Below are 24,722 nucleotides of genomic sequence, written 5' to 3' on the forward strand. Positions count from 1 at the left end.
ACTGAAGTTAAAATAATCAATAAAGATATGAAACAAATAAACAAAACAAGGTTAAAATAACGCATAGCATCCATCCTTTCCATTAAAAGGATGGACAAAAGGTGCAGGGGATTTCCGGATGTGCTTTAGTTAATAGAAATTGAATCTATAATTATATTATATGTTATGTTTTATAAATATAATGTATCTTCCCTTTCCTAAATGCGTAATCCATCACATTTTACTATTGTAATATCACTTAATTTTTCCGAAACAACAAAAACCCCGGCTGCATATAAAAACAGCCAGGGTATTTAAAAATTACGCAGCATTCACTTTCGTCTGCTGTCCGTTTTTTACTTTTTTCACCTTATTAATATACCAGAATGCGATGATTGCTGTGAGTGCCAGTCCGATAATAACAGACACTTGGTAATCCATGCCGAATCCTTCGGGTGCATAGAAAATGTACGTACAGACAACAGCACTCATAAAGAGGGCTGGGACGGCGCATACCAAGTGTGCCCGGTTCTTGTGCAGCAGATAAACAGCTGCGGTCCAGAGCATAAATGTTGCCACCACCTGGTTAGTCCAGCCTACGTATCTCCAAAGAAATTCAAACTGAATGGTACTGAGAATCAGCACCGGGACAGCCATAACAAATGTCATCAGAAACACCCCGGCTCTGCCGTTTATTTTGGCGTATTTTTTTCCAATAACCTCTGTCAGCATCATTCTTGAAGAACGTAATGCGGTATCGCCTGTCGTGATAGGCAGGATGATCACACCGAGAATCGCCAGAATTCCTCCTAAAGTTCCGAGGAATGTGATGGAGATTTCGTTAACAACGCCAGCTGGCCCTCCTTCTGCAAGTGCTGCCTGAAGGCCTTCTGTGCCGCCGAAAAAGGTCATGCCAGCAGCCGCCCAGATCATTGCGATAATACCTTCTGCGATCATTGCTCCATAAAATACCTTTCTTCCGTCCGATTCTTTTTTCAGTGTGCGGGCGATAATCGGGCTCTGCGTGCTGTGGAAGCCTGAAATAGCTCCGCAGGAAATCGTGACCATTAACAGCGGCCAGATTGGCAGCTCCTGCGGGTGAAGATTCTCCACTGTCAGATTTGGTATCTGTCGGTCAGTAAACAGCAGTGCAATACCAACTGCTACCGCCATAAAAATAAGTATTCCGCCAAAAACAGGATATATTTTACCGATGATTTTATTAACAGGCAATAAAGCTGCAAGCAGGAAATAGGCGAAAACAATACCAATTGCTGCTAAAAAGCTCAATGGTGTGATTTGGGCAATGAGCTGAGCAGGCCCTGCGGTAAATGAAGATGCCACAAGGATCATGAGAACAATTGTGATGCCGTAAATAAAGATGGCAGCCCCGTTCCCCAGGTATCGCCGTACTAGCTGCGGGTACTGTTCCCCTCTATGCCTCAGAGAAAGCATTCCGGAGAAATAGTCATGAACGGCTCCTGCAAAAATACAGCCAACGACGATCCAGATGAAGGCGACAGGTCCATATAGCGCTCCCATTACTGCACCGAAAATAGGGCCAAGACCTGCAATATTAAGTAATTGAATTAAACTTCCTTTCCACCATGGCATCGGTATGTAATCCAGATTATCGCCCTTTGTATAGGCAGGTGTTGGTTCATTATCGTTTATCCCAAATAATCGTTCCACAACCTTCGAATAAATCATATATCCGCCTATTAATAAAACTATTGCCAAGATAAACGTCGTCATTTTCTACTCTCCCGTCTGATTGTTATTTAAGTATAGAGAATAGTGTAACTAATCTGGTGGGGAAAAACAACCATAGTTTTCTGAAAAAAATATTAATTCAAAATATAAGGGAGGCTTGTAAGCTTATCTGACAAGGGTGGTTGCGCTTACAAAAAGTCAGTAAAAAAATTTTATTATTTTTGGCAAGGTGCTAAGGTCAGGTGCTAAATATTTAGCAGTCTGGCAATATGGTGTGATAATATGCGCGATCGGCGCGATATTATTTCATATCCGCGCGATAATATACAGGTTCGGCGTGATAACACTTCGGTTCCGCGCGATAATATCCTGGATTGGCGTGAAAACATCTAAACTTGACGCGATAAGTATTTTCACAAAGAAATTCTTTCCGGTTTCTTCACCTACCCGCATCACTAATAATATTCAGTTTTATCGATGTTTTTAAAATTTTCTTTTAATTCAAAAATAATTATGATATATTTTAATAAATTGAAGTATAACTATAAAAATTACAATTTACTTTAAATTCCATGGGAGGATTATATGGAAGAGGTTTCAGAGAAAATTAGAGAGTTACGTACAGAAAAAAAGCTAACGTTAAAGAGTTTAAGTGAAAAGACAGGTTTATCAGTAAGTTTTTTGTCGCAAGTTGAACGGGGATCTTCGTCGATTGCGATTACTTCTTTAAAGAAAATTTCCGACGCACTTGAGGTGCAGATAACCGATTTTTTTGAAAATGTTTCTAACAGAAATTTTCACGTAAAACAAAGTGAACATCACACATTTCGTATTGAAGGATCATTGGCTGAGTATACAAGGCTTGGGGGCAATTTCTCAGGGAGGTCCCTGGAGCCCTTGCTGGTAAGTTTAGCTCCGGGGCAGCCATCATCTGATAAGGTTTTTAACCATCCAGGAGAAGAGTTTTATTACGTTATTGAGGGAGTGGTGCTTTTTACAGTGGAGGAGAAGGAATATTTAGTAAAAGCAGGTGACTCTATTCATTTTCCGTCTGATATCCCTCACCAGTGGGAAAATCCGCTAAACACTGAAGCTAAGGTGCTTTGTGTGCTGACACCAGTTCTTTTTTAAACATCCGAATGAAATGACATTGTTCCATTCAGACCGGAAACAAAATTGTTTTGTAAGCTAGGATAAAGAATAAGTAGAGAAGGAAAGGTGGTATTTTCATGAGAGTTGCTACAGATATTGGAGGTACGTTTACTGATTTAGTTTATGTGGATGACGGTGGGAAAATGGGTATTGCCAAGAGCCATACCACACCTCCGAATTTTGAACGAGGTGTAATGAATGTATTAGATGAAAGTGAAATTAACCTGGACCAGTTAAACACATTTATTCATGGAACTACTGTAATCATCAACGCATTAACGGAGCGTAAAGGGGTAAAAACAGGGCTGATCACAACAAAAGGGTTCAGAGATGTACTTGAGATTGCACGAGGAAACCGTCCTGATTTATTCAATGTACGCTATGAAAAGCCGACCCCATTTGTGCCGCGGCACCTGCGACAGGAAGTTGAGGAGAGGCTTACATATAAAGGTGAAGTTATTGAGCCGCTTAATAAAGAACGAGTAAAAGAAATAGTAGATTACTTTAAAAAGGAAAATGTACAGGCTGTCGCTGTTTCCTTTCTTCATTCCTACAGCAATGATACACATGAAAAAGAAACAGTAGAGCTTGTTAAGGAGCTTTGGCCAGAGGTTGCCGTTACTGCTTCCCATGAAGTAACGAAAGAGTGGCGGGAATATGAAAGGACAAGTACTACAGTATTAAATTCTTATGTTAAACCGATTGCTTCTTCTTATGTAGACCGGCTGGAGAATGAACTAAAAGAAGCTGGAACAGAGTCAAACAAGTACATTATGCAGTCAAACGGGGGAACGACTACCTTTGACCAGTCTAAACAGACTCCAATAAATATGCTGGAATCAGGACCAGTGGCTGGAATTTACGGATCTGCAATTCTTGGCAAAATGCTCGGTGAGGATAATATCATTGCATTTGATATTGGTGGTACTACAGCAAAATGTTCCCTCATTGATAAAGGGGAAGTAAAAGTTTCCACAGACTACAGCATTGAAAGAACAGACCGTACAGCGGGCTACCCAGTAAAGGTTCCTGTTGTTGACATAGTGGAAATTGGAAACGGCGGGGGATCCATCGCCTGGATAGATGATGGAGGTTCTTTACGGGTAGGTCCTAAATCTGCTGGTGCACTTCCTGGTCCTGTAGCATACGGAAGAGGTGGGGAAGAGCCGACAACTACAGATGCTAATTTAGTTGTTGGGCGATTATCACCAGCAAACTTTGATAATGACGTGGATATGGAAAAAGTAAAGCAGGCAATTACAGAGAAAATAGCCAAGCCATTCAGCACTACAGTAGAGGAAGCAGCATTAGGGATTATCAGAATTGCCAATTCCAATATGCTTAATGCGTTAAAGCTAATTTCAGTAAGAAAAGGCTATGATCCGAGGGAATTTACATTAGTCGCTTTTGGTGGCGGCGGTTCTATGCACGCGCCGGCACTGGCAAAAGAATTAGGAGTAAACAAAGTTATTGTGCCAGTCGGTGCTTCCGTTTTCTCCGCATGGGGAATGCTGATGACGGATCTAAGGCATGATTATATTCAGACATACATCCGCAGGGTGGAAGGAATCGATTTTTCTGAACTGAATATGCAGCTTGAAGTTCAGGAAACACAGGCGGTTGCTCAGTATAAAGATGAGGGTGTGGAGGAAGAAGACGTAATTTTGACACGATTCGCCGATCTGCGCTACCTGGGACAGGAGCATACTGTAAAAGTTCCAGTACCTGCAGGAGAAATAACAGAAGAAAGTATGAAACAGGTTATTGAGAAGTTCCATGAAACACACGAGCAGCTATATACGTTCAAACTCAAAGGAGCTCCGACAGAAATTGTTAATTTGCATCTGACGGCCTTCGGTACAGTACAGAAGCCGGAATTAGCAAAACTACCTGCAACTGAGGGTACTGCTGAAGATGCTCTTAAAGAAGTGAGATCTGTTCTCTATGAAGAGGACGGGTGGGTAGATACGAAAGTTTATGACAGAACAAAGCTCGGTGCTGAGGTGACAATTGAAGGTCCTGCGATTGTGGAGGAACAGTCGAATTCTACTGTGCTTTATCCGGGCCAGCAGCTGACAGTCGATAGTTATGGAAACTTAATCATTGAGGTGGGGGTGTAAACATGTCTAACCAGATTATCGCGCCGAAAGTCGATCCTTTTACGCTTGATATTGTGAAAGATTCCCTTGTTGCCATTGGGGAAGAAATGTTTTACGCGTTAGCGCGTACTTCCATGAGCCCGATTATTTATGAGGTTCTTGACTATGCCAGCGGGCTTACGGATTCAAAGGGCCAGCTGCTCACTCAGGGAAATGGGGTTACCGGATTCATTGGTATGCTGTCTTTCATGGTTAAAGAAACGGTTGAAAGATATAACAAAAGCGGTGATTTAAAGCCGGGAGATATCATCCTGATTAATGACCCTTACGGAGGTGGTGGTTCTCATCTATGTGACGTAGGTCTCGTTATGCCGATTTTCTACAAAGGAGAGCTTGTGGCATTTTCGGCGAATAAAGCCCACTGGACAGAGGTCGGGGGTAAAGATGCAGGCTCCATGTCTACTAACTCTACGGAAATTTATCAGGAAGGCCTGCAGTTCCCATGTGTGAAATTATATGATGAAGGAAAGCTTAACCAGGCTGTCGTAGACATTATCGCAGCGAATGTCCGCTTCCCTGATTTGTCTCTTGGGGATATGTGGGCACAGGTGGCAGCTTTAAAAACGGGTGATCGGCGTTTCCGTGAGTTGTGTGACAAGTACGGAAAAGATATAGTGAAAAACTCCATTGACCATTTGCTGGATCATGGTGAACAGCTTTCTCTTAAAGCACTGAAGGAACTTCCGAAAGGAACCTTCGAGGCTGTGGATTATATCGATGACGACGGAATTGAAGAAGGTCCGTTTAAAGTTCAGCTGAAACTTGAAATCAGAGATGACGCTTTTATTTGTGACTTCCGGGGAAGCCATCCGCAGGTAACGGGGTCTATCAACTCAACATTAACGGGAATGATTTCATCCGTCCGTACGATTTTCCTTGCGATAACCAATCCTTCGCAGGACGTTAATGATGGCGCTTTCCGTCCGCTGAAAATTTTAACAGATGAAGGCTCTGTTTTTAACGCCGTTAGGCCTGCCCCAGTGTCTATGTACTGGGAGTCCATGCTGTTTGGCTGTGACCTCGTCTGGAAAGCACTGGCTCCGGTTATTCCTGACCGCCTCACTGCCGGACATTTGTTATCTGTCTGTGTAGCTATTGTTGGCGGTAAGCATCAGGATACGGACGAACCATTCCTGATCGTCGAGCCATCTGTAGGTGGATGGGGAGCAGCAGTTGACCGTGACGGAGACCCAGCACAATTTTGTATATTAGACGGAGAAACGTTTAACATCCCAGTGGAGGTCTGTGAGACTAGGAACGGTGTTTTAGTAGATGAATACAGCTTAAATACAGACGGAGCCGGTGCCGGAGAATTCCGCGGCGGACAGGGTGTTATCCGTTCATACCGGGCTATGACAGATAACCAGTTTGTTACTGCCTCATTCGGCCGTCATAAGTTTAATGTATGGGGGGCAGAAGGAGGAAAAGAAGGATCTAATAACAAGTTTGAAATTGTTAAATCGGACGGTTCTGTCGACGGGCCATTCGGAAAATATAATCAGTATCCTTTAATGAAGAATGAAGTTGTGCGCCTCATTACTGCAACAGGCGGCGGGTATGGAAACCCTCTGGACCGTCCTGTGGAGAAAGTCGTTTTAGATGTGAAAAATGAATATATCACCGTTGAGCAGGCAAAGGCCGACTATGGCGTGGTTATTGATCCAGTAACCCTGGAAGTTCAAGGGATAACCGCAGAACGGGAAGAAAAGGAGCGGGTATAAGTGGAGGTAGTAACTATCAAAGAGGTAGCTCCGGACGATCGTCCAGAAATTGTAATGAAAACTCTCTTTAACGAAACCGTTACGGAAGGAGCGAAAGCCGTCCTAGGGGTTGTGTCTATACCACCTGGTGCAAGGATCCCGCTTCACGGAACTGGATCCCACGAGGAAGATGAGTATGCGGTAGTAACAAAAGGTTCAATAGTTACGATGAGCGGGGGAAAAGAATACGAAATTACTTCGGGACAGGCGACCTTCATTCCTAAAGGAGAAGAGCATTGGGCATATAATAAAGGAACAACCGACTGTGAGATTATCTGGACGCTCGTAAAACGGTAAAACACATTTGGATCCTCATCTATGTTATTCGAACACTTACTTATGTTTAACAGCCAAATCTCCACCAGGAGGTTTGGCTGCATATAAAATTAAAGACAGTATGCCAAATATTTACAGAATATTCCGTCTATCTTAAGGAAGGGGTTTATTATGGAGGAAAAAGCAGTGGGTAAAACAATGGTGAGGGATGAAGCACTGTCTGCAATACCAAAATCTGAACGGCAGCACTGGTTAACACCGGCAGTAATCTTCGGGGGACTGGAGTTTACAATTCCTGTTTTAATGGTGGGGGCGACACTGGCAGTAAGCTTTGGGATGTCCTCAATTTTCTGGATTCTTGCAGTTTCATTGTTCGTTTTCCAATGGATAGGTAACGCACTTCAAGGGTATATTGGTGCAAAAACAGGACGTTCCTCATCAGTAATTGCCAGGACAAGCTTTGGTGCATTACAGGCTAGAATGATTGTAGGCCTTACAATTTTTGTTGTGTCTACAGGATGGTGGGCATTACAGACAGCGGTAGCAGGGAATGCAATCTCAGCTATGTTAGGAATCGATTACACAACTCAGTGGTTTGCCTGGGCTGTAATAACTGTAATCGCAGGTTTATTGTTTGCTGTTCCTTCGATTATTGGCTATGCATCTATGAAATGGACCGATTATATAGCGGTTCCGGCAGGGCTACTGTTAATTGGAGCTGGTATATTTTATGCATTAAATAATACAGGCTGGGAAACAATTTCCGCATGGTCGCCGGAACCAACGATGACTTTCCTGATGGCTGTCAGTTTAGTAATTGGTGTCAACGTTTCCCAATGGGTAATCGCGTCAGACTATACCCGGTATGCTAAGCCCAGAGCAAAAGATAATATTTTAATTCCTCTTGGCATTATCGCTGTCGGATTTCCTTTATTTTATGTAGGTGCAATAATGTCTGTCGGTGTCGGCTCCGCTGACATTGTAGAAGTAATGCTTAATCTTGGCTTTCCTGTATGGGGCTTTCTTATCCTTTGGTTCGCTACCTGGACAAGCCAGCTTGTAAATAACTACAGTATGGGGCTTGCACTTTCAAATGTTATGAATGTAAACTCTGGCCGAGGAAGAGCTTTATTAACCTTTGCAGGGACAATTGTAGCAATCATTGTTGCCCTCGCTGGTGTTTTGGATTACTTTATGGACTTCCTGTATATGACTGCGTTAATCTATCCGGCTATTGCAGGTGTTATGATGGCTGACTTCTTCTTAGTCAGAAATAAACAATGGGTAGATAACCAGGGCTGGAACTGGATGGCTACTATAGCAATAATAGTCGCAACAGGAGTGGGATATTATACTCAGTATGTACAGCCGTTCGGTCTGCCGGCAGTACAGTCCTTACTCGCAGCAGTGGTCGTTTACTATGCTGCTATGAAAATAAAAGCAAGTTCAGCACCTGACCAGTTTACACCAGATGAGTGGAAGGCGGGTAACGGGAAAAATAATGTAGCTTAGTGTGGTATTTAATGCCTGGTGCCCAAGGAAGGGGGCCAGGTGTTTTTATGTGGATTAGTTTATAGAGGAGGGATTACGCAAGTTAGAAGGTGAATTGTACAAGTTCAGGGGTGAATCGCACGACTTTCCAATTCGTTCGCACAACTGGAAAGGACGATAGCACAACTAACGTGTACAATCGCACAGGTACTATTAAACTCCCTTCAACAAATCTAAAAAACCACGTCCCTCCATAGAGGAACGCGGAATGATTTTTATAATGGCCGGTTTTCAAAGTCAGGGTTTCCTGGCTGCGGCCTTACTTTTTCCCGGTCTTGAGCAGATGTCTCTTTTCTTGCTAATTGATAAACTGCGGCACTAACGACTTTTGCCATGTTTTCCATTCTTTCTTTGCTAATGTGGTCGATTGTATTGGTTGGCCGATGATAGTGCGGCTCTAAAGGTGCATAAGTCGAGGTAGTAAGCACACAACCCAAAACTCAGGACAGGATTCTCACCGATAATACAGTACTTGGTATGGCGACTAATCTAACCTTCGAAATGTGAGTAAGTCTCAGCCTTCATTTACAATTATAAACACAAGATCATATAGGTAAAAAGGACTGCGAATTCGACAAAACTACGATATGAAAGTCATGATTTATTTATTTGACTATTTAATGTTTTTGGTAATATTTGTGTTAATATTAAAATTAAGAAAATCCATAATGACGGAAATAATTTAAATATGCTATCTTTATGTAAGCTATATTTCTGTATTTCGTATTATCAACCGAAATACGGGCAAGGGGCATCCTTGTTTTTGCACTAATTAGCAATCTGTCTGATGACATACCACAAAATAGTTTTCAGCCACTGATTCTACTGAAAAAACAGCTATTGATTAACGGGGGAAATTAGAAAAATAATCAGTTATGTAAGTAAGGAATGGTTAATTTGAGTATGGGGAATAACAGGGTAAATCAGCTGGAAAATGACGTTTTATTTATGGATCCAACAGAGCAAATATCGATAGCTGTTAAAGAGAGAATTAATAAGAGATTGTCATTGCTGTTAACTGAAAATGATAATCTGCTAGCGACAATTAAGAAAAATCGACTATTCTTCGTTACTGCCGATGGCTTTAGCGAAAAGAAGCTCAGGCATCTCTTAACCGAAGATATGCAAAACGATAAAAAGGCAAGTTATGTATTAATCAGCAAAGATACACCATCCTTTGAACTCCTGCCATTTTTGGAATATTCAGTCGGGGGAATTGTATCTCTTTCGTTTCTGGAAAGATACATGGATATAGTTCTGAAATCACTACTCCTTCATGAAATCTTTTTGGAGCCATCATTACATCTGGAGTTAATTAATGAAATTCAGAAAAAGAGGGATAAGAAAAGGCAAATAAACCGTCTGCAGTTAATAGAGGAATCACACTGTATTTTTTCAGAAAAGGAAATGGATGTCCTCCAGTTAATATTAGATGGATACAGCATGAATGAAATCGCAAGAAAATTGTATTTTGCAAATTCCACCATCGCCACGCATGTAGGCGCAATTATGAAAAAGCTCAACGCAAATGACAGAACGACTGCCGTCAGAAAGGCTATTGAAAATGGTTTGGTAGTAGCAAAAAAATGACAGGATAGCCGTCTCCCCCTGTACTATTATCAGGAAACCCCTTTTCCCTGAAATTTCCCTTTACAAAAATATACAATGAAAGAAATGATTCTCGGAGGGCATTAATACTAACTGACCTGTTTACGTAAAAGCAAAGTATATAAAGAACCTCTTTTGTAAATTTACTTAATAGTAACGATGGAGGCCTAATTTATGAGAACTTTAGGAGACAAAGAGTTAAAAGATGCATATATCAAAGCATGTAAGCAAAACCTTGATCCGTTATTTATCATGCAGCTTCGGGAAGAAATGGAAAGAAGACAGATTATTAGCGAGGTTCTGGAGGAGAAAAAAAGAAAAAGGCGAATTTAAAAAGAACCGGACTCATCCAGTTCTTTTTGTTTTTTAATGCTCCATCTGTAATTTGGACGTATTTTATTATTTCATACCCCTGTCCTTCTGTATGCCTCCAAAATCAGCCTCGTTGTTTTCGTCAACCTTTCAGGCAGGCTATGTAAATTGAAATATTTTACTTTCAGAAGTTCTGTATTGTCCACGTTAATTGATTGTTCCACATCTGAATAGAGGAACACCGCCATGACGCTGTAAACTTTATCACCGTTTGGGTACTCGTGATAAAATTCAGTTCCTGAGAAAACTTTAAAAATCTCCAGGCTTCCGGCTTTTATATCGATTTCTTCCTTTAGTTCACGAATCGCTGTTTCTTCAAGTGTTTCTCCCGGTTCCATATATCCCCCAGGCAGTCCCCAATCCTTTGTATCGGCCCTGTAACCGAGCAATACGTGGTCTTTATCTCTAAGGACGATAACTCCGGCAGAGGTTAATATTACAGGCATCGTTCCGACTTTTTCCCGCAGCTTATTAATGTAATCCATATGGGCCTCCTGTTTTTTAAATAAATAAACTATAATGGGAAGGCAATGTCAAGAAGAGGGGATTTAAGCAGGGAAGAATCTGCTGTTACGTGTTGTCCTCCCGAACATCGGGTAAAGGTGTACCAGACCTTATTTTAAAAGGAGGGCATGTCCATGCTCATTAAAGAAACACCAAATGTTGATAATGTGCTGGAGATTGTGATTGATGATGAAATATCTAAAGATGATGTGGAAGCATTGGAAATGAAGATGGAGAAGCTGAAGAAAAATACTGATAAAGTGAACTTCCTTGTACAATTTGCTGATGCTGAAGGCTATACAGTAAAAGGGATGCTTCAGGACATGAAAGCCTTCAGTAAGCATTCGAAGGACGTGGAAAAAATCGCGTTGTTCTCAAACACGGACAGTAAGTGGGTTGAATTCAGCAATAAAATCGACTCTCTTGTGCCTGGTCTTGAAACGAAGGAATTTGAACTTGGCCAAAGAGAAGAAGCACTGGAGTGGCTGCAGCAATAGAAGGAAATATATGTAACAGTGCCAGGAGCCTGGGTGGTTCCTGGCACTGAACAGAAGAGGTGAGTAAGCTATATCGCTATATCGCTATGCGATTTAGTGCGATATTTACCGTTTCGTTTATGTAAGGAACAGGGTGACGTTATCTTGTATTGCTGAAAATATTTCCGTATCGCCAGGCGATACAGGCTTGCAAAATTGGCTGTGAACCTTCATATTTATAGTAAGGGAGGTTGACGATATGAGAAGCGATATACAACCTAATGAGCGCTCTTTTACAACAAAGGAAGTGGCGGAAAAAGTGGGGATTGCCACACCAACTGTGAGGAAGTACGGACAGATCCTGGAGCGGAACGGGTATGAATTTTTAAAAGACAGAGACCGGCGTATTTTTGTCCAGTCTGATATTGATGCGCTTATAGCGGTACGCGATACGGACAAGCCTCTGGACGATACGGCAAAAGAGCTTGTAGCTGAACAGAAAGAGAGACTGGCCGGCACAAGTCCAACCGATATAACCGATATAGCGCTTGCCGATACATATGATGCTTTGCCAGATAACCCTGAACAGTTAAAAGAGACGCTATTGTTTCTTGCCAAGGAGGTAGCAGCTGCCAGAGAAATGAATGTGCAGCTGGCAGAAGGGATGACCCAGTTAAAAACAACGGTCTCACGGCTTCAGCAGGATCATCACGTGATAAGTTCCGCTATAGGAAACTCGGCTCAGAAAACACATGCAAAAATCGAGAAATTAACAGAACAGCAGAAATCTAATTACGAAACACTCCTGGAGCAGGAAAAAGAGAAAAGTGAACGGCTGGAATTTGAACTGCAGTCACTTCGGGAAGAGCAGGAAAAAGAATGGCGCTCTCAAAATGATTTTAATAAGCGATTAGAAGCAGCTCTTCAAAAACGAGAAGGCGGCTTGAGCAAAATCTTTTCCATTTTTAAAAAATAAGTTTTATATCGCAACAAGACAGGTGGAAATCGCAACAAGGATTACGTTTCGCAACAAGAGTTGCCGAAATCGCAACAAAGCCCGCTGTTTTCGCAACAAGACAGGTGGAAATCGCAACAAGGATTACGTTTCGCAACAAGAGTCGCTGAAATCGCAAGAAGACAGGTGGAAATCGCAACAAGGATTGCGTTTCGCAACAAGAGTCGCTGAAATCGCAAGAAGGCCCGCTATTTTCGCAACAAGACAGGTGGAAATCGCAACAAGGATTACGTTTCGCAACAAGGGTTGCCGAAATCGCAACAAAGCCCGCTGTTTTCGCAACAAGAGTTGCTGAAATCGCAACAATGATTACGTTCCACAACAAGAGTTGCCGATATCACAACAAGAATCGCATGTTTCGCAGCAAGAGAAATAAAATTAGGAAAAAACCTAAAATGAAGGGTTTAAATCAATAGGATTTAGACCCTTTTTGTTTTTCCTCCTCAACAGTTCTTCCACGCTAGCTCCGTCTCCAAAATACCATTCATAGAAAATGGGTTAATATCATATCATGTTTTGCTGCCCATAAAAAAAGAATACTCAGGCACAGAGGTTATAGCTATTTTTTCCTGATAAAAAAATTTACAGAGAATCACGTTATCTGTTAAAGAAAACGTAATTTTGTAACATGAGAATACGCACCTTTCACTGTAAGAAAACGTGATTATCGTCATTCGTCCTGAAAGACTTACGCGCTTACACTGAGGTTACCGCGGAATAAGCGGAAGCGCGCTTCCATTAGGAGAAATCCTGTGGAAAAAATAGTTCAATGTGGTGAGTTGTTTGAGGAGTGCTGCAGTCAGTATATGGTCATCGTTCATTCGCTGATTAACAAGTGGAAGCTTTTTAACGACAGGGATAACTACGAGCAGATCGGACGTATCGCTTTATATGAAGCATGGCAGAAATACGATGAGAAGAAGGGAGAGTTTGCGCCTTTTGCAAAAAGCTATGTGAGCGGGCGGATGAAGCAGGCAATTTACGAACAGGACCGCTGGGGTTCAAGGTATGCGGTGACAGAACCTGTTGTTCTGGCAGAACTGGCAGGAGCAGGGATGAAGGAGGAGGAAAGACTTATTGTTGAAGACTGGCTGGAGCGGTCGGGGCTGTCCGGCAAAGAGAAGTTATGGGTGAGAGAGGCTGTCCTGAATGGAAATATGCCGAAGGATATTGCTGAAATATACGGAGTTAACGTGAATACTGTAAAGGACTGGCGGAGACGGGCTCTTGGAAAGCTGAGAAGATGCTGTGAGGATGGGCGGCAGCCTGTACAGGGAGATGCTTTAATTTAGGGAAATAGTTTCATAGAGACATATTAGAAATAACCAGTTAAATATTGGTTACTTTCATGTAGAATATAATTAAATCATTTTTATAAAGGGCGGATGCTTTATGAAAAGCAAGCTGTATCCTGCTGGAATTTTTATAATTATATGCTTATCTCTGATCGCCTGCTCCCAAAAGACAGACACGGTAAAAAATAAGGAAGAGGTAAAGGCTGAAAATACGGAAGCTGAAGCAGATGGCGACTCGGATCAAAATGAAGAACTGAATGATGAGCCGCCGGAAAATCAGGAAAATGCTGGAGACAATAACGAGGAGCCTGATGTTGAAGATCTTGTAACAGAGTGGTCTGCTTATGAAAACGAACGGTTTGGTTTTCAGGTTAATTATCCATCTGAATGGCACATTGGGCAGGAACCAGCCAATGGGGACGGTGTAGAGTTGTACTATGTCGGCGCAGATCAAATTTATGTATTTGCAAGGCATTTCGATGGGGAATATCCGTCTGACCTTGGCTTATTTGAAGAATTAGAGACTGACAGCGGGCAGGAAGCTTTTCTGCACACTCAGTTAACAGACACCGGAATGGTTTTTTACTCGATGGTTATGTTTACGGAGGATAAGGAGTACCGTCTCAATGCAGAAGTATCTGAAGAGTTCTTTGACAAACACGAACAAGTACTTGAGGAAATGGCAAGGAGTTTCCAGGTGGCGGATACAGAAGGTATACAGCCGGTTTCCGTGGAGCAGCTGGAATGGGATTTATACAGAAATACAAGATTTGGTTATGAGCTGTCCTACCCGGATTATTGGAAGGCTGGCGAGGAACCTGAAAATGGAGATGGGCTTCAGTTGTATTCCGAGGGTGAAAATGAGGTAATTGTTTATGCTTCATTTTTTAACCAGGAGTATTCACCGGATCTTGATAACTTCAAGGACTTCACAACGGAGAGCGGTGAACAGGCTTTTATAAGAGAAGTCTGGCAGAACGATTCAAAGGTTCAGTTCGAGCTGGTTCTGATTAAAGATGACGTCCAGTATAATCTGAGGGCCAATGTAACGGGAAATTTTTATGAAAGATATAAAGAGGTTCTTCATACTATAGCGAAAAGCTTCACTATTGTGGAAGGGCTTGAAAATGGAAACGGGGAAGTGAACTGGACTGCTTATACGAACGGCCGTTTTGGTTTTGAAGTGAATTATCCAGTGTCCTGGCCGGCAGGTTCTCCTGCTGGAAACGGAGATGGAATGCCTCTTTATCAAAATGGGGGCAATGAGATTCTGGCCTACGCCTCACATTATATGCCGGAATTCGGGCCGGAACTTTCGAACTACACGGAAATTGAATTAAACAGTGGACTGCATGCCTACATAATGAAGGAGGCAACGGCGGATTATGTAACTTTCGATCTGGCAGTAATCGAAGACGGAATTGAATACCATCTAAAGGGACGTCTTTCACCAGTATTCTATCAGGCAAACGAAGAAATTATCGAGGAGATGCTCCACAGCTTCAAACTAGTTCCAGGGGAAGAAGGTTAAAAAGTTCAGGGGCCAGACCCCGCACGATTTTGTGTGAAAGTATGTGACGATGAGAAAGAGCCAGGAGGGGGGATCCTGGCTCTTTTTGGGGTAGAAATGTTTAAAAGCTTTTTCTGTAAGAACAGAGAAAAAAGAAAGCGATGGGCCAGAAGACTTTCCATGATGTGACGGCTAACCCATCAGCTTTCTTCTTCTTTTTATACCTTTTTTGAAAGGATAGCTAAACCTGTTTTTTTCACAAAATTTAATTTCTCACAGGTAATTTCGCCGTCACTGCCTATTAATCTCCAAAATCTTCTCCCCATTTCAGTTTATCTATTAAATGTGACGGGAATTTCCTTATATAATTCGCCGAAAAATTTAGTATAATAGTACTGAGAACGGTTACATCATTAGCAGACATGGGCTGATGCTCCTGGTGCTCGCGGGTAATTGTTTTTGTTTGAGCATTAGATAGAATAACAGAGGAAGCTGCGAGGTGGACAAAATGCTTATCAAAAATACTATTTTGCATTTATCACAGAACAAGATGCTGAATAAGCTGGCCGGCAATTACGGCCTCTCTTTAGGTGCAAACAATGTGGTTGGCGGTACTAGTGTTGAAGAAATGGTTAGCCATGTAAAAGAGCTGAACGCAGCGGGAATTTCCGCTACGATCGACAGGCTCGGCGAGTTTGTTACAGAAAAGGAAGTAGCCCTGAATTTCAAAACTGAAATACTTGAAGTAATCGATGCTATTCACACCCATGAGCTGGATGCCCATATCTCCCTGAAGCCTACACAGCTTGGGCTTGGGATCGATAAAGATTTCTGCCGGGATAATGTGAGAGAAATTGTGAAGGCTGCTGAAAAATATAATATTTTTATAAACATGGATATGGAAGATTATCCGAATATACAAGCCACATATGATATCCTGGATGAATTAAAGAAAGACCATAATAATATTGGAACTGTAATCCAGGCATATTTATACCGTGCCGAGGAAGATGTAATGCAGTACAAGAATACCAGAATGCGAATCGTTAAAGGCGCTTATAAAGAGCCTGAAGATGTGGCATTACAGGATAAAAAAGAAATCGACGAGAACTTTCTTCATCTGATTAAGCTTCATTTAATGCACGGAGAGTTCACCTCGATCGCAACCCATGATCATAATATTATTGAGGCGGCACTAAGATTTGCTGAAGAAAATAATATACCGAAAGAAAAATATGAAATCCAGATGCTTTACGGGTTCAGAAAAGACTACCAGGACCAGCTCGTGAAGGACGGCCGAAATGTATGTGTTTATGTGCCGTTTGGGAATGACTGGTATGGCTACTTTATGAGAAGGCTTGCTGAGAGGCCGCAAAATATCAACCTCGTAGTTAAAGAAGCAGCCAGCAGCAAAAAGGTAAAAATGACACTAGGAGCAATCGGCGGAGCTCTCGTTCTGCGCCAGTTACTGAAGAGGCGACGCAGATAAAAATGATTCTGGGAGGCTGGGGATGTATCCTCGGCCTCCCATTTCTAATTGCTTTACTTATTAACTTTCAGAGAGCCCCAGCATGCTGGGGCTCTTTTTCGTGCGGGTAGATTTCTTCAATTTAAAAAGAAAAGCAGGTATGTGATAATTAAGATACAAAGCAAATTTCAGGAGTGATTATGGTGGATATAAGCAATATTTTGGTTACCGGCGGCAGTGTGAAAGAAATGGAAAAAATTATAAAGGATACTGCTATTTTTGGAAAAAAACAGTGGCGTTTTAAGTCCGAGGAAGATGTTAAAGAAGAAGATTTTTACTGGGCGGATACATATGCAGCTTTTGCTCCCACAAATAATTTCACCTTTGGGAATATTAAATGGGTGCATTCTACCGGCGCAGGTGTGGACAAGTTTTTAGACAGGCTGGACTGGAAAGACGATGTGCTGTTAACAAAAACGATTTGTTCTTTCGGCCAGCGGATCGGGGAGTATAGTCTTAGCTATATTCTAAAGGACTGCCAGTACCATGATACTTTCAGGGAGCATCAGAGCGATAAGGCTTGGCGGGAAGACGTTCCGGTGCCGCTTGCAGAAAAAACGGCGGTCATTTACGGGACAGGAAATATCGGCCAGGAGACGGCAAAAATACTGTCTTTTTTCGGAATAAAGGTATACGGTGTTTCTCTGAGCGGAAAACAGAAGGAGTACTTCGAGAAGGTTTATTCTACTGAAGATGATAATACGGAAGTTTTGCAGAAGGCTGATTATATCATCAGCACCATGCCTCTGACTGAAAAAACGAGGAAGATGTTTGATAACAGTTTTTTTGAAAAGCTCTCGGACACTGGTTTTATTAATGTTGGCCGGGGAGCTTCTGTTGACTCCCAGGCATTACTGGATGCTCTGGACAAGGGGCAGTTGAAGTTCGCGGTTCTCGATGTATTTGAAACGGAACCCCTCCCGGAAACAGACCCATTATGGAGTCATCCGAAAGTAAACATAACTCCACATATTTCCGCGGTAACCACTCCGGAAGAAGGAACTAAATGTTTCCTCGGCACATTAATAAATATTGACGAAGGCAGAGACCTTACCAATATAGTGGATGTTAAGAGAGGGTATTAAAAATCAGGTGGAAGCTCAATCCCAGCTGAGTCATGACAACGACCACACAAGATTATCGCACGGAACAAGGGTGGAATCACGCGGAACTCGAAGGTTATCGCGCGGAACTAAGGGGAAATCGCGCCGAACTGAGGTGTCATCGCGCGAAACTCATAAATCACGCGAACCTCATACAACTCCTGCAAAAAAGGTACAGCCAGCCGGCTGTACCTTCCTTTGTGTGCCCGGCATGTGCATACGCTTTAGGGTTCAAGTCCCGAACAGTGAAGGTCGTTGTAACTGCTAGCTAAAGGCAAGGGTGTCCGGGGCGACTCGGAATCTGAAGGAAGCCGGAGGCAAATCTCCGACCCGAGGAACACGAATCTCATACAAGGCTGTCTGGTCTGGATGAGGCTGCAAAACAAGTCAAAGTCCTAACGACCGAAGGATCCGGCAGTAAATGAGGCGGGTATATGGAGAGGAAGTTTATGCACTTACCCGGGGAGGTCTGACAGGAACGCCGTACAAATGCGGTAACTGATTCCAGGAGGAATCACTGAACTGTCAGAAGTCAGCCGAAGCCATAGTACCACAGATTTCTAGATTTTGTGGGAAGGGCTGAATCATGAAAAGAGTGCTCATCCACCTGCGTACGTATCATTCGATGACACAGAATATACCAGCTTGCCTAGGAAGCAGAGGTGAATCCCTCCAGGGCTTAGGAAGCGTGGAGAATGATACCACACAATGGAAAGGAAGAGCCACGTGGAGGTTAATGTGATGTTGGAAGAGATATTACACCGAGACAATTTGAATAAAGCATATCTCAAGGTAGTCCAAAATAAAGGGAGCCAGGGCGTTGACGGCATTACCACTGCGGAACTGAAATCCCAGATCTCCGAAGAATGGTCTGCCATCCGCCAGGGGCTCTTGTCGAGAACCTACCAACCGTCACCGATCCGCCGAGTCGAAATCCCGAAACCGGACGGGGGTAAACGGAAGTTAGGGATCCCGACTGTCATGGACCGTCTGATCCAGCAATCCATTAATCTCTACCTTCAACGAATCTATGATCCGACATTTTCTAAGAACAGTTACGGTTTCCGCCCGAAACGACGAGCCCATGATGCCGTGTTGAAAGCAAAACAGTATATCAACGAAGGGTACACATGGGTGGTCGATATTGATCTGGAGAAATTCTTCGACAAAGTGAACCACGACCGGTTGATGCGAACGTTAAGTTACCGTATTAGCGACAGAAGGGTGTTGAGCATCATCCGGAAATACCTTCAGGCAGGAATCATGGAAAACGGATTAGTTAGGCAAAACGACATGGGGACTCCCCAAGGGAGTCCATTAAGCCCGCTTCTCTCAAATATTGTCCTGGATGAATTGGACAAAGAACTGGAGAAACGGAGTATTCGCTTTGTCCGCTATGCGGACGACTGCCAGATTTACACGGGGTCAAAGAAAGCCGCAGAGCGTATCCGAAAGAACATGATCACCTTCATTGAAGATAAACTGAAGCTAAAGGTAAATCGGGAAAAGAGCGCGGTAGACCGTCCGTGGAAACGAAAGTTCCTGGGTTTCAGTTTCACAGCTTCTTCTAAAGGAAAAGCGAAAATAAGAATACACAGGGAATCAATCCAACGGGCAAAAGGTCGAATCCGTGAGATTACTTCCCGAAAGAAAAGTATTCCTATGGAATACAGAATTGGCAAGCTGAACCGGTTTATCGTCGGCTGGAGAAATTATTTCCGACTGGCGGAAACACCCTCGGTATTAAAGGAATTAATGAAGTGGATAAGAAGAAGACTTCGAATGGTACGATGGAAAGAATGGAAGAAACCGAAAACAAAAGTCAGAAACCTAATCGCCTTGGGAGTATCGAAGCAGAAGGCTTATGAATGGGGAAACACAAGAAAAGGCTACTGGCGAGTCGCCTGTAGCCCAATTCTCCACCATACGCTTAATGACGCCTATTGGCGCAGGATGGGTTTGAAGTCGTTGATATAACGTTTGATTTTCATGAAACCGCCGTATACGGATCCGTACGTACGGTGGTGTGAGAGGTCGGGGGTTAGTCACCCCCTCCTACTCGATTTTCCATTGAATTAAATTCAGTTTGCAACCTTCTTGTTAATTTCCTGATCCCAGCTTTCTGTATTTTTAATTCCTAATTTTTCAGGATCAAATGTAGGGTCCAGGCCTTGTTTCCTTTGTGCTTCATAGTCTTTCAGCACTTTAAAGGCAACTCCGCCGAGTAACATAATTCCGACAAGGTTAATCACTGTCATTAATGCCATGAACAGGTCGGCAAGCTCCCATACGAATCCTAGTCCGGCAACTGCTCCAAGCATTACAAAGCTCATCGTTGCTACACGGTAAACATTCAGCATAACCTTATCATTTTTAATAAACTGCAGGTTTGTTTCGCCATAGTAGTAGCTTCCGATGATGGAACTGAAAGCGAACAGGAAGATCGCTACTGCTACGAAGATGCTTGCCCATTCTCCAACCTGCGAGCTAAGCGAAGCCTGGAGAAGGTTGATTCCTTCGTACTGTCCGGAGTTGTATACATCCGTTGATACGAGAATAAGGAACGCAGTTGCTGTACAGACAACTAATGTATCGAGGTATACACCAAGAGTCTGTATGAAACCTTGTTTTGCAGGATGGGAGATGTGCGACGTTGCTGCCGCGTTTGGCGCACTACCCATACCAGCTTCGTTCGAGAAAAGTCCCCGTCTTACACCATACATGATCGCTGCTCCAATACCGCCTCCGAGTGCCTGCTCCAGTCCGAACGCACTGCTTACGATTAAGGAAAGAACTGCAGGAACCATGTTTAAGTTAGTAAAGAATACGAATAATGCCACCGCGATATAAAGCACTGCCATAATCGGTACGACAACTGCTGAGAAGTTTGCTATCCTGTGTACCCCGCCAAAGATAATCGCTCCTGTTAACACAACCATGAACGCTCCTGCCATATATGTGTTAAGGCCGAACGCACTTTCAAATGCTGAAGCGATCGTGTTGCTTTGTACAGAGTTAAAAATAAGTCCAAAGGTTACAGCGATTAATACTGCAAAAATAATTCCGAGCCATCTCTTATTCAGCCCTTTTGTAATATAATAGGCCGGTCCGCCGCGGTACGTTCCCGGCTTTTCTTTGTCTCTGATTTTGTATACCTGGGCAAGTGTACTCTCGATGAAGCTTGTTGCTCCCCCTACTAACGCGACAACCCACATCCAGAATACTGCCCCAGGTCCTCCGAGAGTTACCGCTACTGCAACCCCGGCAAGGTTTCCTGTTCCGATACGTGTCGCTGATCCGATACAAAATGACTTAAAAGCAGAGATCGGTTTTTCCCCTGGATTAGGTGATGGTGTTTTTTCAAAAACTACTCGTACCATTTCCTTCAGATACCTAAATTGGATAAAGCCTGTCCTGACAGTGAAATAAAGACCTAAACCAAGTAACCCAATGATAACTACATAAGTCCAAAGAAAGTTGTTCAAAAAGTCTACGATAAACATGTCCCTGCTCTCCTTTTGTGTCATTTTTATGAAGATTTAATAGAATAGTTTTAGTATAAATCTTTTTTAGTAAAGCGCAACAACTTTTTTAAATTTTTAGAAAATAATTACCACAAGCAGTAATCGACAATAAACCCTAATGCAACAGTTTATTTCGGGTTACTATATATCTTAAAATGAGAATTTAGGTAGTTCATATGGCTCATAACTCACTGTTTTTAACAGAAAATAGTCTTTTATTGTCTGGTTACTTTACACGAATAATTATATTAAAATATCATTTTGATGGAGGTGATTCTCGGGATGGGAATTAATATGCGGGTTAATTAATAAATATTTAGAAGGATTTTCAGTTGGGGAAGGGATCATTTAATCACAGAAGAAGTGAAAAAGCGCCAGGAGACTCTACGGGTCACCAGGCGCTTCCTATTTTATTATTCATCAAGAAGCTGCAGGAATTCTCTTGTGCGTGCTTCTTTTGGATTTTCAAGAACTTCGGCTGGGGGACCGGACTCTAAAATGTAGCCGCCATCCATAAACAATATTTTGTCTGCGATACGACGGGCGAAGTTCATTTCGTGTGTTACAATGACCATCGTCTGGCCTTCCTTTGCCAGTTCTTCAATTACCCGCAGAACCTCACCTACAAGCTGGGGATCGAGTGCAGAAGTTGGTTCATCAAACAGCATCACTTCCGGGTTCATCATTAGAGCACGGGCGATTGCAGCTCTTTGCTGCTGGCCCCCTGAAAGGGAGTCGGGGTATTTATCCCGGTGTTCCAGCATTCCAACCTTCGTAAGGAGCCTTTCTCCTTCAGCAGTTAACTTCTTCTTGTCCTGTTTTTTCACAATTAAAGGTGCTTCAATAATGTTTTCCATTACAGTTTTATGGGGAAAAAGATGGAAACCCTGAAAAACCATACCGGAAAAACTTCGAAGCTCTTTCACTTCTTTTTTTGATAATCCTTTTCTGTTATCAAAGGAAACCGTTTTGTCACTGATTGTGATAGATCCTGCGTTCGGTGTTTCCAGCAGATTTAAGCAGCGTAGAAGCGTTGTTTTTCCCGAACCGGAAGGGCCGATCAGACAGACAACATCTCCTTTTTCTACGGTGAAATCGATAGACTCAAGAACAGTAACTTCATCAAACTGCTTCTTTAAATTTTTTACTTCAATCATGTTTTTCACTCCGTTCATCGCCGGCTTAAGTAGCGGTTATATCTTTTTTCCAGACGCTCCTGAAAATGGCCGATAACAATACAAACTACCCAGTAAATGAGAGCGGCGGTAATGTACATTGTCATACTGTCATACGTTCTCCCGGCAACAACACGGGACGAGTACAGCAGTTCCTGCACTGTAATAACAGATGCGAGGGACGTCCCTTTTACTACATCCATAAAAATATTGAAGGTAGGCGGCAGGGCGATCCGTGTAGCCTGAGGAATGATGATGCGCTGCATTGTCTGAACATACCCCATTTGAAGGGAGGAGGCTGCCTCCCACTGGCCCCGGGGCACCGACATGATTGCGGAACGGACAACTTCCGCGTTGTAGGCGGCGAAATTCAGGCTGATCCCTACAATTCCAGCTACTACAGCACTGTTAAACTGGACACCTATTACAGGAAGGCCGTAATAAAGAATAAATATAAAAACAAGAAGTGGTGTACCGCGCATGAAGGAAATATAAATTCTTGCTGGTATTCGTAAAAACCAGAATTTTGACATTCGGGCAATACCGATGAAAATACCTAAAATGAGTGCGAAGAACATACTGAAGAGGGAGATGATCATCGTAATTCTAAGTCCCTCTAATAAGAACGGGAGGGAGTCCCACGCCAGCTGGGGGTTATATAAATGTTCCCACTGAATATTGCTGAACCATTCAATCATTAGTTTTACCTCCTTTACAGGGATAAGCAGCTCGAATAAAAGAAATGGGTGACCCAAAAGAATGCTGCTGATTCTTTTGAGGCACCCGTTCGAATTTTAAATTTTATTTTTGTTGTGAAATTGAGGAAGCGGCGGGCATTATCGAGGTGCTTATTCTCGAAATCGACGTATCAATTCGCGAAATAGAGTTTTAACCTGCGAATATAGCGGGTCAACCTGCGAAAACAGCATTCCAACTTGCAAAATGAGCAACCTTACCTGCGAGAATAACTCCCTATCTTCTGCAAACGAAACCTCACCGTATAGGACAAACTCCATATACAACCGCCGACGCCATGCCGCCGCGTCACTCTCGCTCAATTTTTAAAAATCAAACTCATATACTTCCGATGAATCTACTGGTTCAGATGCGTCTTCGCCGTAAAACTCTTCGGAGAGCTCTGCAATAGTGCCGTCTTCTCTCAGCGATTCGATCGCTTCGTTAAGACGTTCCACCAGTTCCCCGTTTCCTTTTAGGACTGGGATGGCACTCTCTGTTGAATGATACTTAACGTCCTCGGCAACAGTGAGGTTTTCGTCACCGAATTCTTCCAGTGTACGCGCGAGCACAAGGCGGTCGTTTAAATAAGCGTCCTGGTTGCCGCCCAGGATATCACGGAGAATTGGTTCAACTCCTCCATCATAAGCTGTGCTGTTTGCTCTGATATATTCAGCGAATCGCGCGTAGTTACTTGTTAACGATCCAAGTGCTGCGTCTGCGCCTTCCAGGTCTTCAGCAGACTGGTACTGTTCTGCGTCTTCTGTACGGACAATAACTGAACCATAAGAGAATTTGTATGGGTCAGTGAAATCAAATGTTTCAAGCCGTTCTTCTGTTACAGCAAAGTCATTGACTGCCATGTGTATCTGGCCGTTACGCAATGCTGGTAAAATACCGTCAAACTCCATTGTTTCAAACTGCACTTCCAGCCCATGATATTCTGCAATTGCACGTGCAAGCTCTACGTCAAAACCAGTTAGTTCATTGTCTTCATTATGGAAGGTAACAGGGGCATATGTTCCTGAAGTACCTACGATCAGAGTTCCTTCTTCTTCAATTTCCGCCCATGCGGAATCTTCGCCCCCGGCAGTACCGTCGTTATTGTTGACTGGGGCTTCCTCGTTTGCTTCATTGCCGGCATTCGTGTTACCAGGCTGCTCTTCATTGTTGTCGTTTGCGCCTCCGCAGGCAGCAAGAACAGTCAGGGCTGCAGGAACAATTAATAATGATAAAGCCTTCTTCATTTTTATTTTCCTCCTTATTGAAATTAATTCTTAGTTAACT

21 protein-coding genes are annotated in these 24,722 nt (G+C 42.9%); 14 read left to right on the forward strand and 7 right to left on the reverse strand.

The window, feature by feature from the left end:
• Positions 1-300: 300 nt before the first annotated feature.
• Positions 301-1,734, reverse strand: a complete 1,434-nt coding sequence (locus tag BK582_RS07430; RefSeq protein ID WP_078593869.1) for a carbon starvation CstA family protein — start codon at positions 1,732-1,734, stop codon at positions 301-303.
• 543 nt (positions 1,735-2,277) lie between these two features.
• Between BK582_RS07430 and BK582_RS07435 the strand changes: the two genes are divergently transcribed.
• From BK582_RS07435 to sda, 7 genes are all read left to right on the forward strand, one after another.
• Complete coding sequence (locus BK582_RS07435) at positions 2,278-2,823, forward strand: helix-turn-helix domain-containing protein (RefSeq protein ID WP_078593872.1); 546 nt, start codon at positions 2,278-2,280, stop codon at positions 2,821-2,823.
• Between the two features lie 98 nt (positions 2,824-2,921).
• Positions 2,922-4,964 carry a hydantoinase/oxoprolinase family protein gene (locus BK582_RS07440; protein ID WP_078593874.1) on the forward strand — a complete coding sequence of 681 codons (2,043 nt, stop codon included), beginning with the start codon at positions 2,922-2,924 and terminating at the stop codon, positions 4,962-4,964.
• Positions 4,965-4,966: 2 nt separating this feature from the next.
• Positions 4,967-6,724: a hydantoinase B/oxoprolinase family protein gene (locus BK582_RS07445; protein WP_078593876.1), complete on the forward strand. Its 1,758-nt coding sequence runs from the start codon at positions 4,967-4,969 to the stop codon at positions 6,722-6,724.
• Entirely contained in the window at positions 6,725-7,060 is a 336-nt protein-coding gene (locus tag BK582_RS07450; RefSeq protein ID WP_078593879.1) for a cupin domain-containing protein, read from the forward strand.
• A gap of 150 nt (positions 7,061-7,210) precedes the next feature.
• Entirely contained in the window at positions 7,211-8,551 is a 1,341-nt protein-coding gene (locus BK582_RS07455; protein WP_078593881.1) for a purine-cytosine permease family protein, read from the forward strand.
• 942 nt (positions 8,552-9,493) lie between these two features.
• A complete protein-coding gene (locus BK582_RS07460) occupies positions 9,494-10,180 on the forward strand; it encodes a response regulator transcription factor (RefSeq protein WP_169910894.1) in 687 nt (228 codons plus the stop codon).
• Between the two features lie 192 nt (positions 10,181-10,372).
• Complete coding sequence (gene sda, locus BK582_RS07465; protein ID WP_078593886.1) at positions 10,373-10,531, forward strand: sporulation histidine kinase inhibitor Sda; 159 nt, start codon at positions 10,373-10,375, stop codon at positions 10,529-10,531.
• A gap of 71 nt (positions 10,532-10,602) precedes the next feature.
• Here sda and BK582_RS07470 read toward each other — a convergent pair whose 3' ends face one another.
• Entirely contained in the window at positions 10,603-11,055 is a 453-nt protein-coding gene (locus BK582_RS07470) for an NUDIX hydrolase (protein WP_078593888.1), read from the reverse strand.
• A 153-nt stretch (positions 11,056-11,208) separates the two neighbouring features.
• Here BK582_RS07470 and BK582_RS07475 point away from each other — a divergent pair, with 153 nt between their 5' ends.
• From BK582_RS07475 to BK582_RS07490, 4 genes are all read left to right on the forward strand, one after another.
• Entirely contained in the window at positions 11,209-11,571 is a 363-nt protein-coding gene (locus tag BK582_RS07475; protein WP_167553040.1) for a SpoIIAA family protein, read from the forward strand.
• 238 nt (positions 11,572-11,809) lie between these two features.
• Positions 11,810-12,526 carry a hypothetical protein gene (locus BK582_RS07480; RefSeq protein ID WP_078593893.1) on the forward strand — a complete coding sequence of 239 codons (717 nt, stop codon included), beginning with the start codon at positions 11,810-11,812 and terminating at the stop codon, positions 12,524-12,526.
• Positions 12,527-13,317: 791 nt separating this feature from the next.
• Positions 13,318-13,857 carry a hypothetical protein gene (locus BK582_RS07485; protein WP_078593895.1) on the forward strand — a complete coding sequence of 180 codons (540 nt, stop codon included), beginning with the start codon at positions 13,318-13,320 and terminating at the stop codon, positions 13,855-13,857.
• A gap of 100 nt (positions 13,858-13,957) precedes the next feature.
• Entirely contained in the window at positions 13,958-15,391 is a 1,434-nt protein-coding gene (locus BK582_RS07490) for a hypothetical protein (protein ID WP_078593897.1), read from the forward strand.
• A 280-nt stretch (positions 15,392-15,671) separates the two neighbouring features.
• On the opposite strand, the gene BK582_RS28060 is transcribed toward BK582_RS07490, so the two are convergent.
• A complete protein-coding gene (locus BK582_RS28060) occupies positions 15,672-15,794 on the reverse strand; it encodes a hypothetical protein (RefSeq protein WP_269148946.1) in 123 nt (40 codons plus the stop codon).
• An 84-nt stretch (positions 15,795-15,878) separates the two neighbouring features.
• Between BK582_RS28060 and BK582_RS07495 the strand changes: the two genes are divergently transcribed.
• The 3 genes from BK582_RS07495 (at position 15,879) to ltrA (ending at position 19,978) form a co-directional block, all read left to right on the forward strand.
• A complete protein-coding gene (locus tag BK582_RS07495) occupies positions 15,879-16,859 on the forward strand; it encodes a proline dehydrogenase family protein (protein ID WP_078593899.1) in 981 nt (326 codons plus the stop codon).
• Positions 16,860-17,038: 179 nt separating this feature from the next.
• Entirely contained in the window at positions 17,039-17,983 is a 945-nt protein-coding gene (locus tag BK582_RS07500; RefSeq protein ID WP_244895359.1) for a D-2-hydroxyacid dehydrogenase, read from the forward strand.
• A gap of 756 nt (positions 17,984-18,739) precedes the next feature.
• Positions 18,740-19,978 carry a group II intron reverse transcriptase/maturase gene (gene ltrA, locus BK582_RS07505; RefSeq protein ID WP_078597867.1) on the forward strand — a complete coding sequence of 413 codons (1,239 nt, stop codon included), beginning with the start codon at positions 18,740-18,742 and terminating at the stop codon, positions 19,976-19,978.
• Between the two features lie 104 nt (positions 19,979-20,082).
• On the opposite strand, the gene BK582_RS07510 is transcribed toward ltrA, so the two are convergent.
• The 4 genes from BK582_RS07510 to BK582_RS07525 form a co-directional block, all read right to left on the reverse strand.
• On the reverse strand, positions 20,083-21,504 hold the full coding sequence (locus tag BK582_RS07510) for an alanine/glycine:cation symporter family protein (protein ID WP_139368218.1): 1,422 nt from the start codon (positions 21,502-21,504) through the stop codon (positions 20,083-20,085).
• Positions 21,505-21,938: 434 nt separating this feature from the next.
• The gene (locus BK582_RS07515) at positions 21,939-22,682 is read right to left on the reverse strand and encodes an amino acid ABC transporter ATP-binding protein (RefSeq protein ID WP_078593903.1); all 744 of its coding nucleotides are present in this window, start codon (positions 22,680-22,682) and stop codon (positions 21,939-21,941) included.
• Between the two features lie 14 nt (positions 22,683-22,696).
• The gene (locus BK582_RS07520; RefSeq protein ID WP_078593905.1) at positions 22,697-23,398 is read right to left on the reverse strand and encodes an amino acid ABC transporter permease; all 702 of its coding nucleotides are present in this window, start codon (positions 23,396-23,398) and stop codon (positions 22,697-22,699) included.
• 363 nt (positions 23,399-23,761) lie between these two features.
• The gene (locus tag BK582_RS07525; RefSeq protein WP_078593907.1) at positions 23,762-24,682 is read right to left on the reverse strand and encodes a transporter substrate-binding domain-containing protein; all 921 of its coding nucleotides are present in this window, start codon (positions 24,680-24,682) and stop codon (positions 23,762-23,764) included.
• Between the last annotated feature and the right edge of the window lie 40 nt (positions 24,683-24,722).

The sequence above is a fragment of the Evansella clarkii genome (assembly GCF_002019695.1).
Classification (GTDB): domain Bacteria; phylum Bacillota; class Bacilli; order Bacillales; family Salisediminibacteriaceae; genus Evansella; species Evansella clarkii.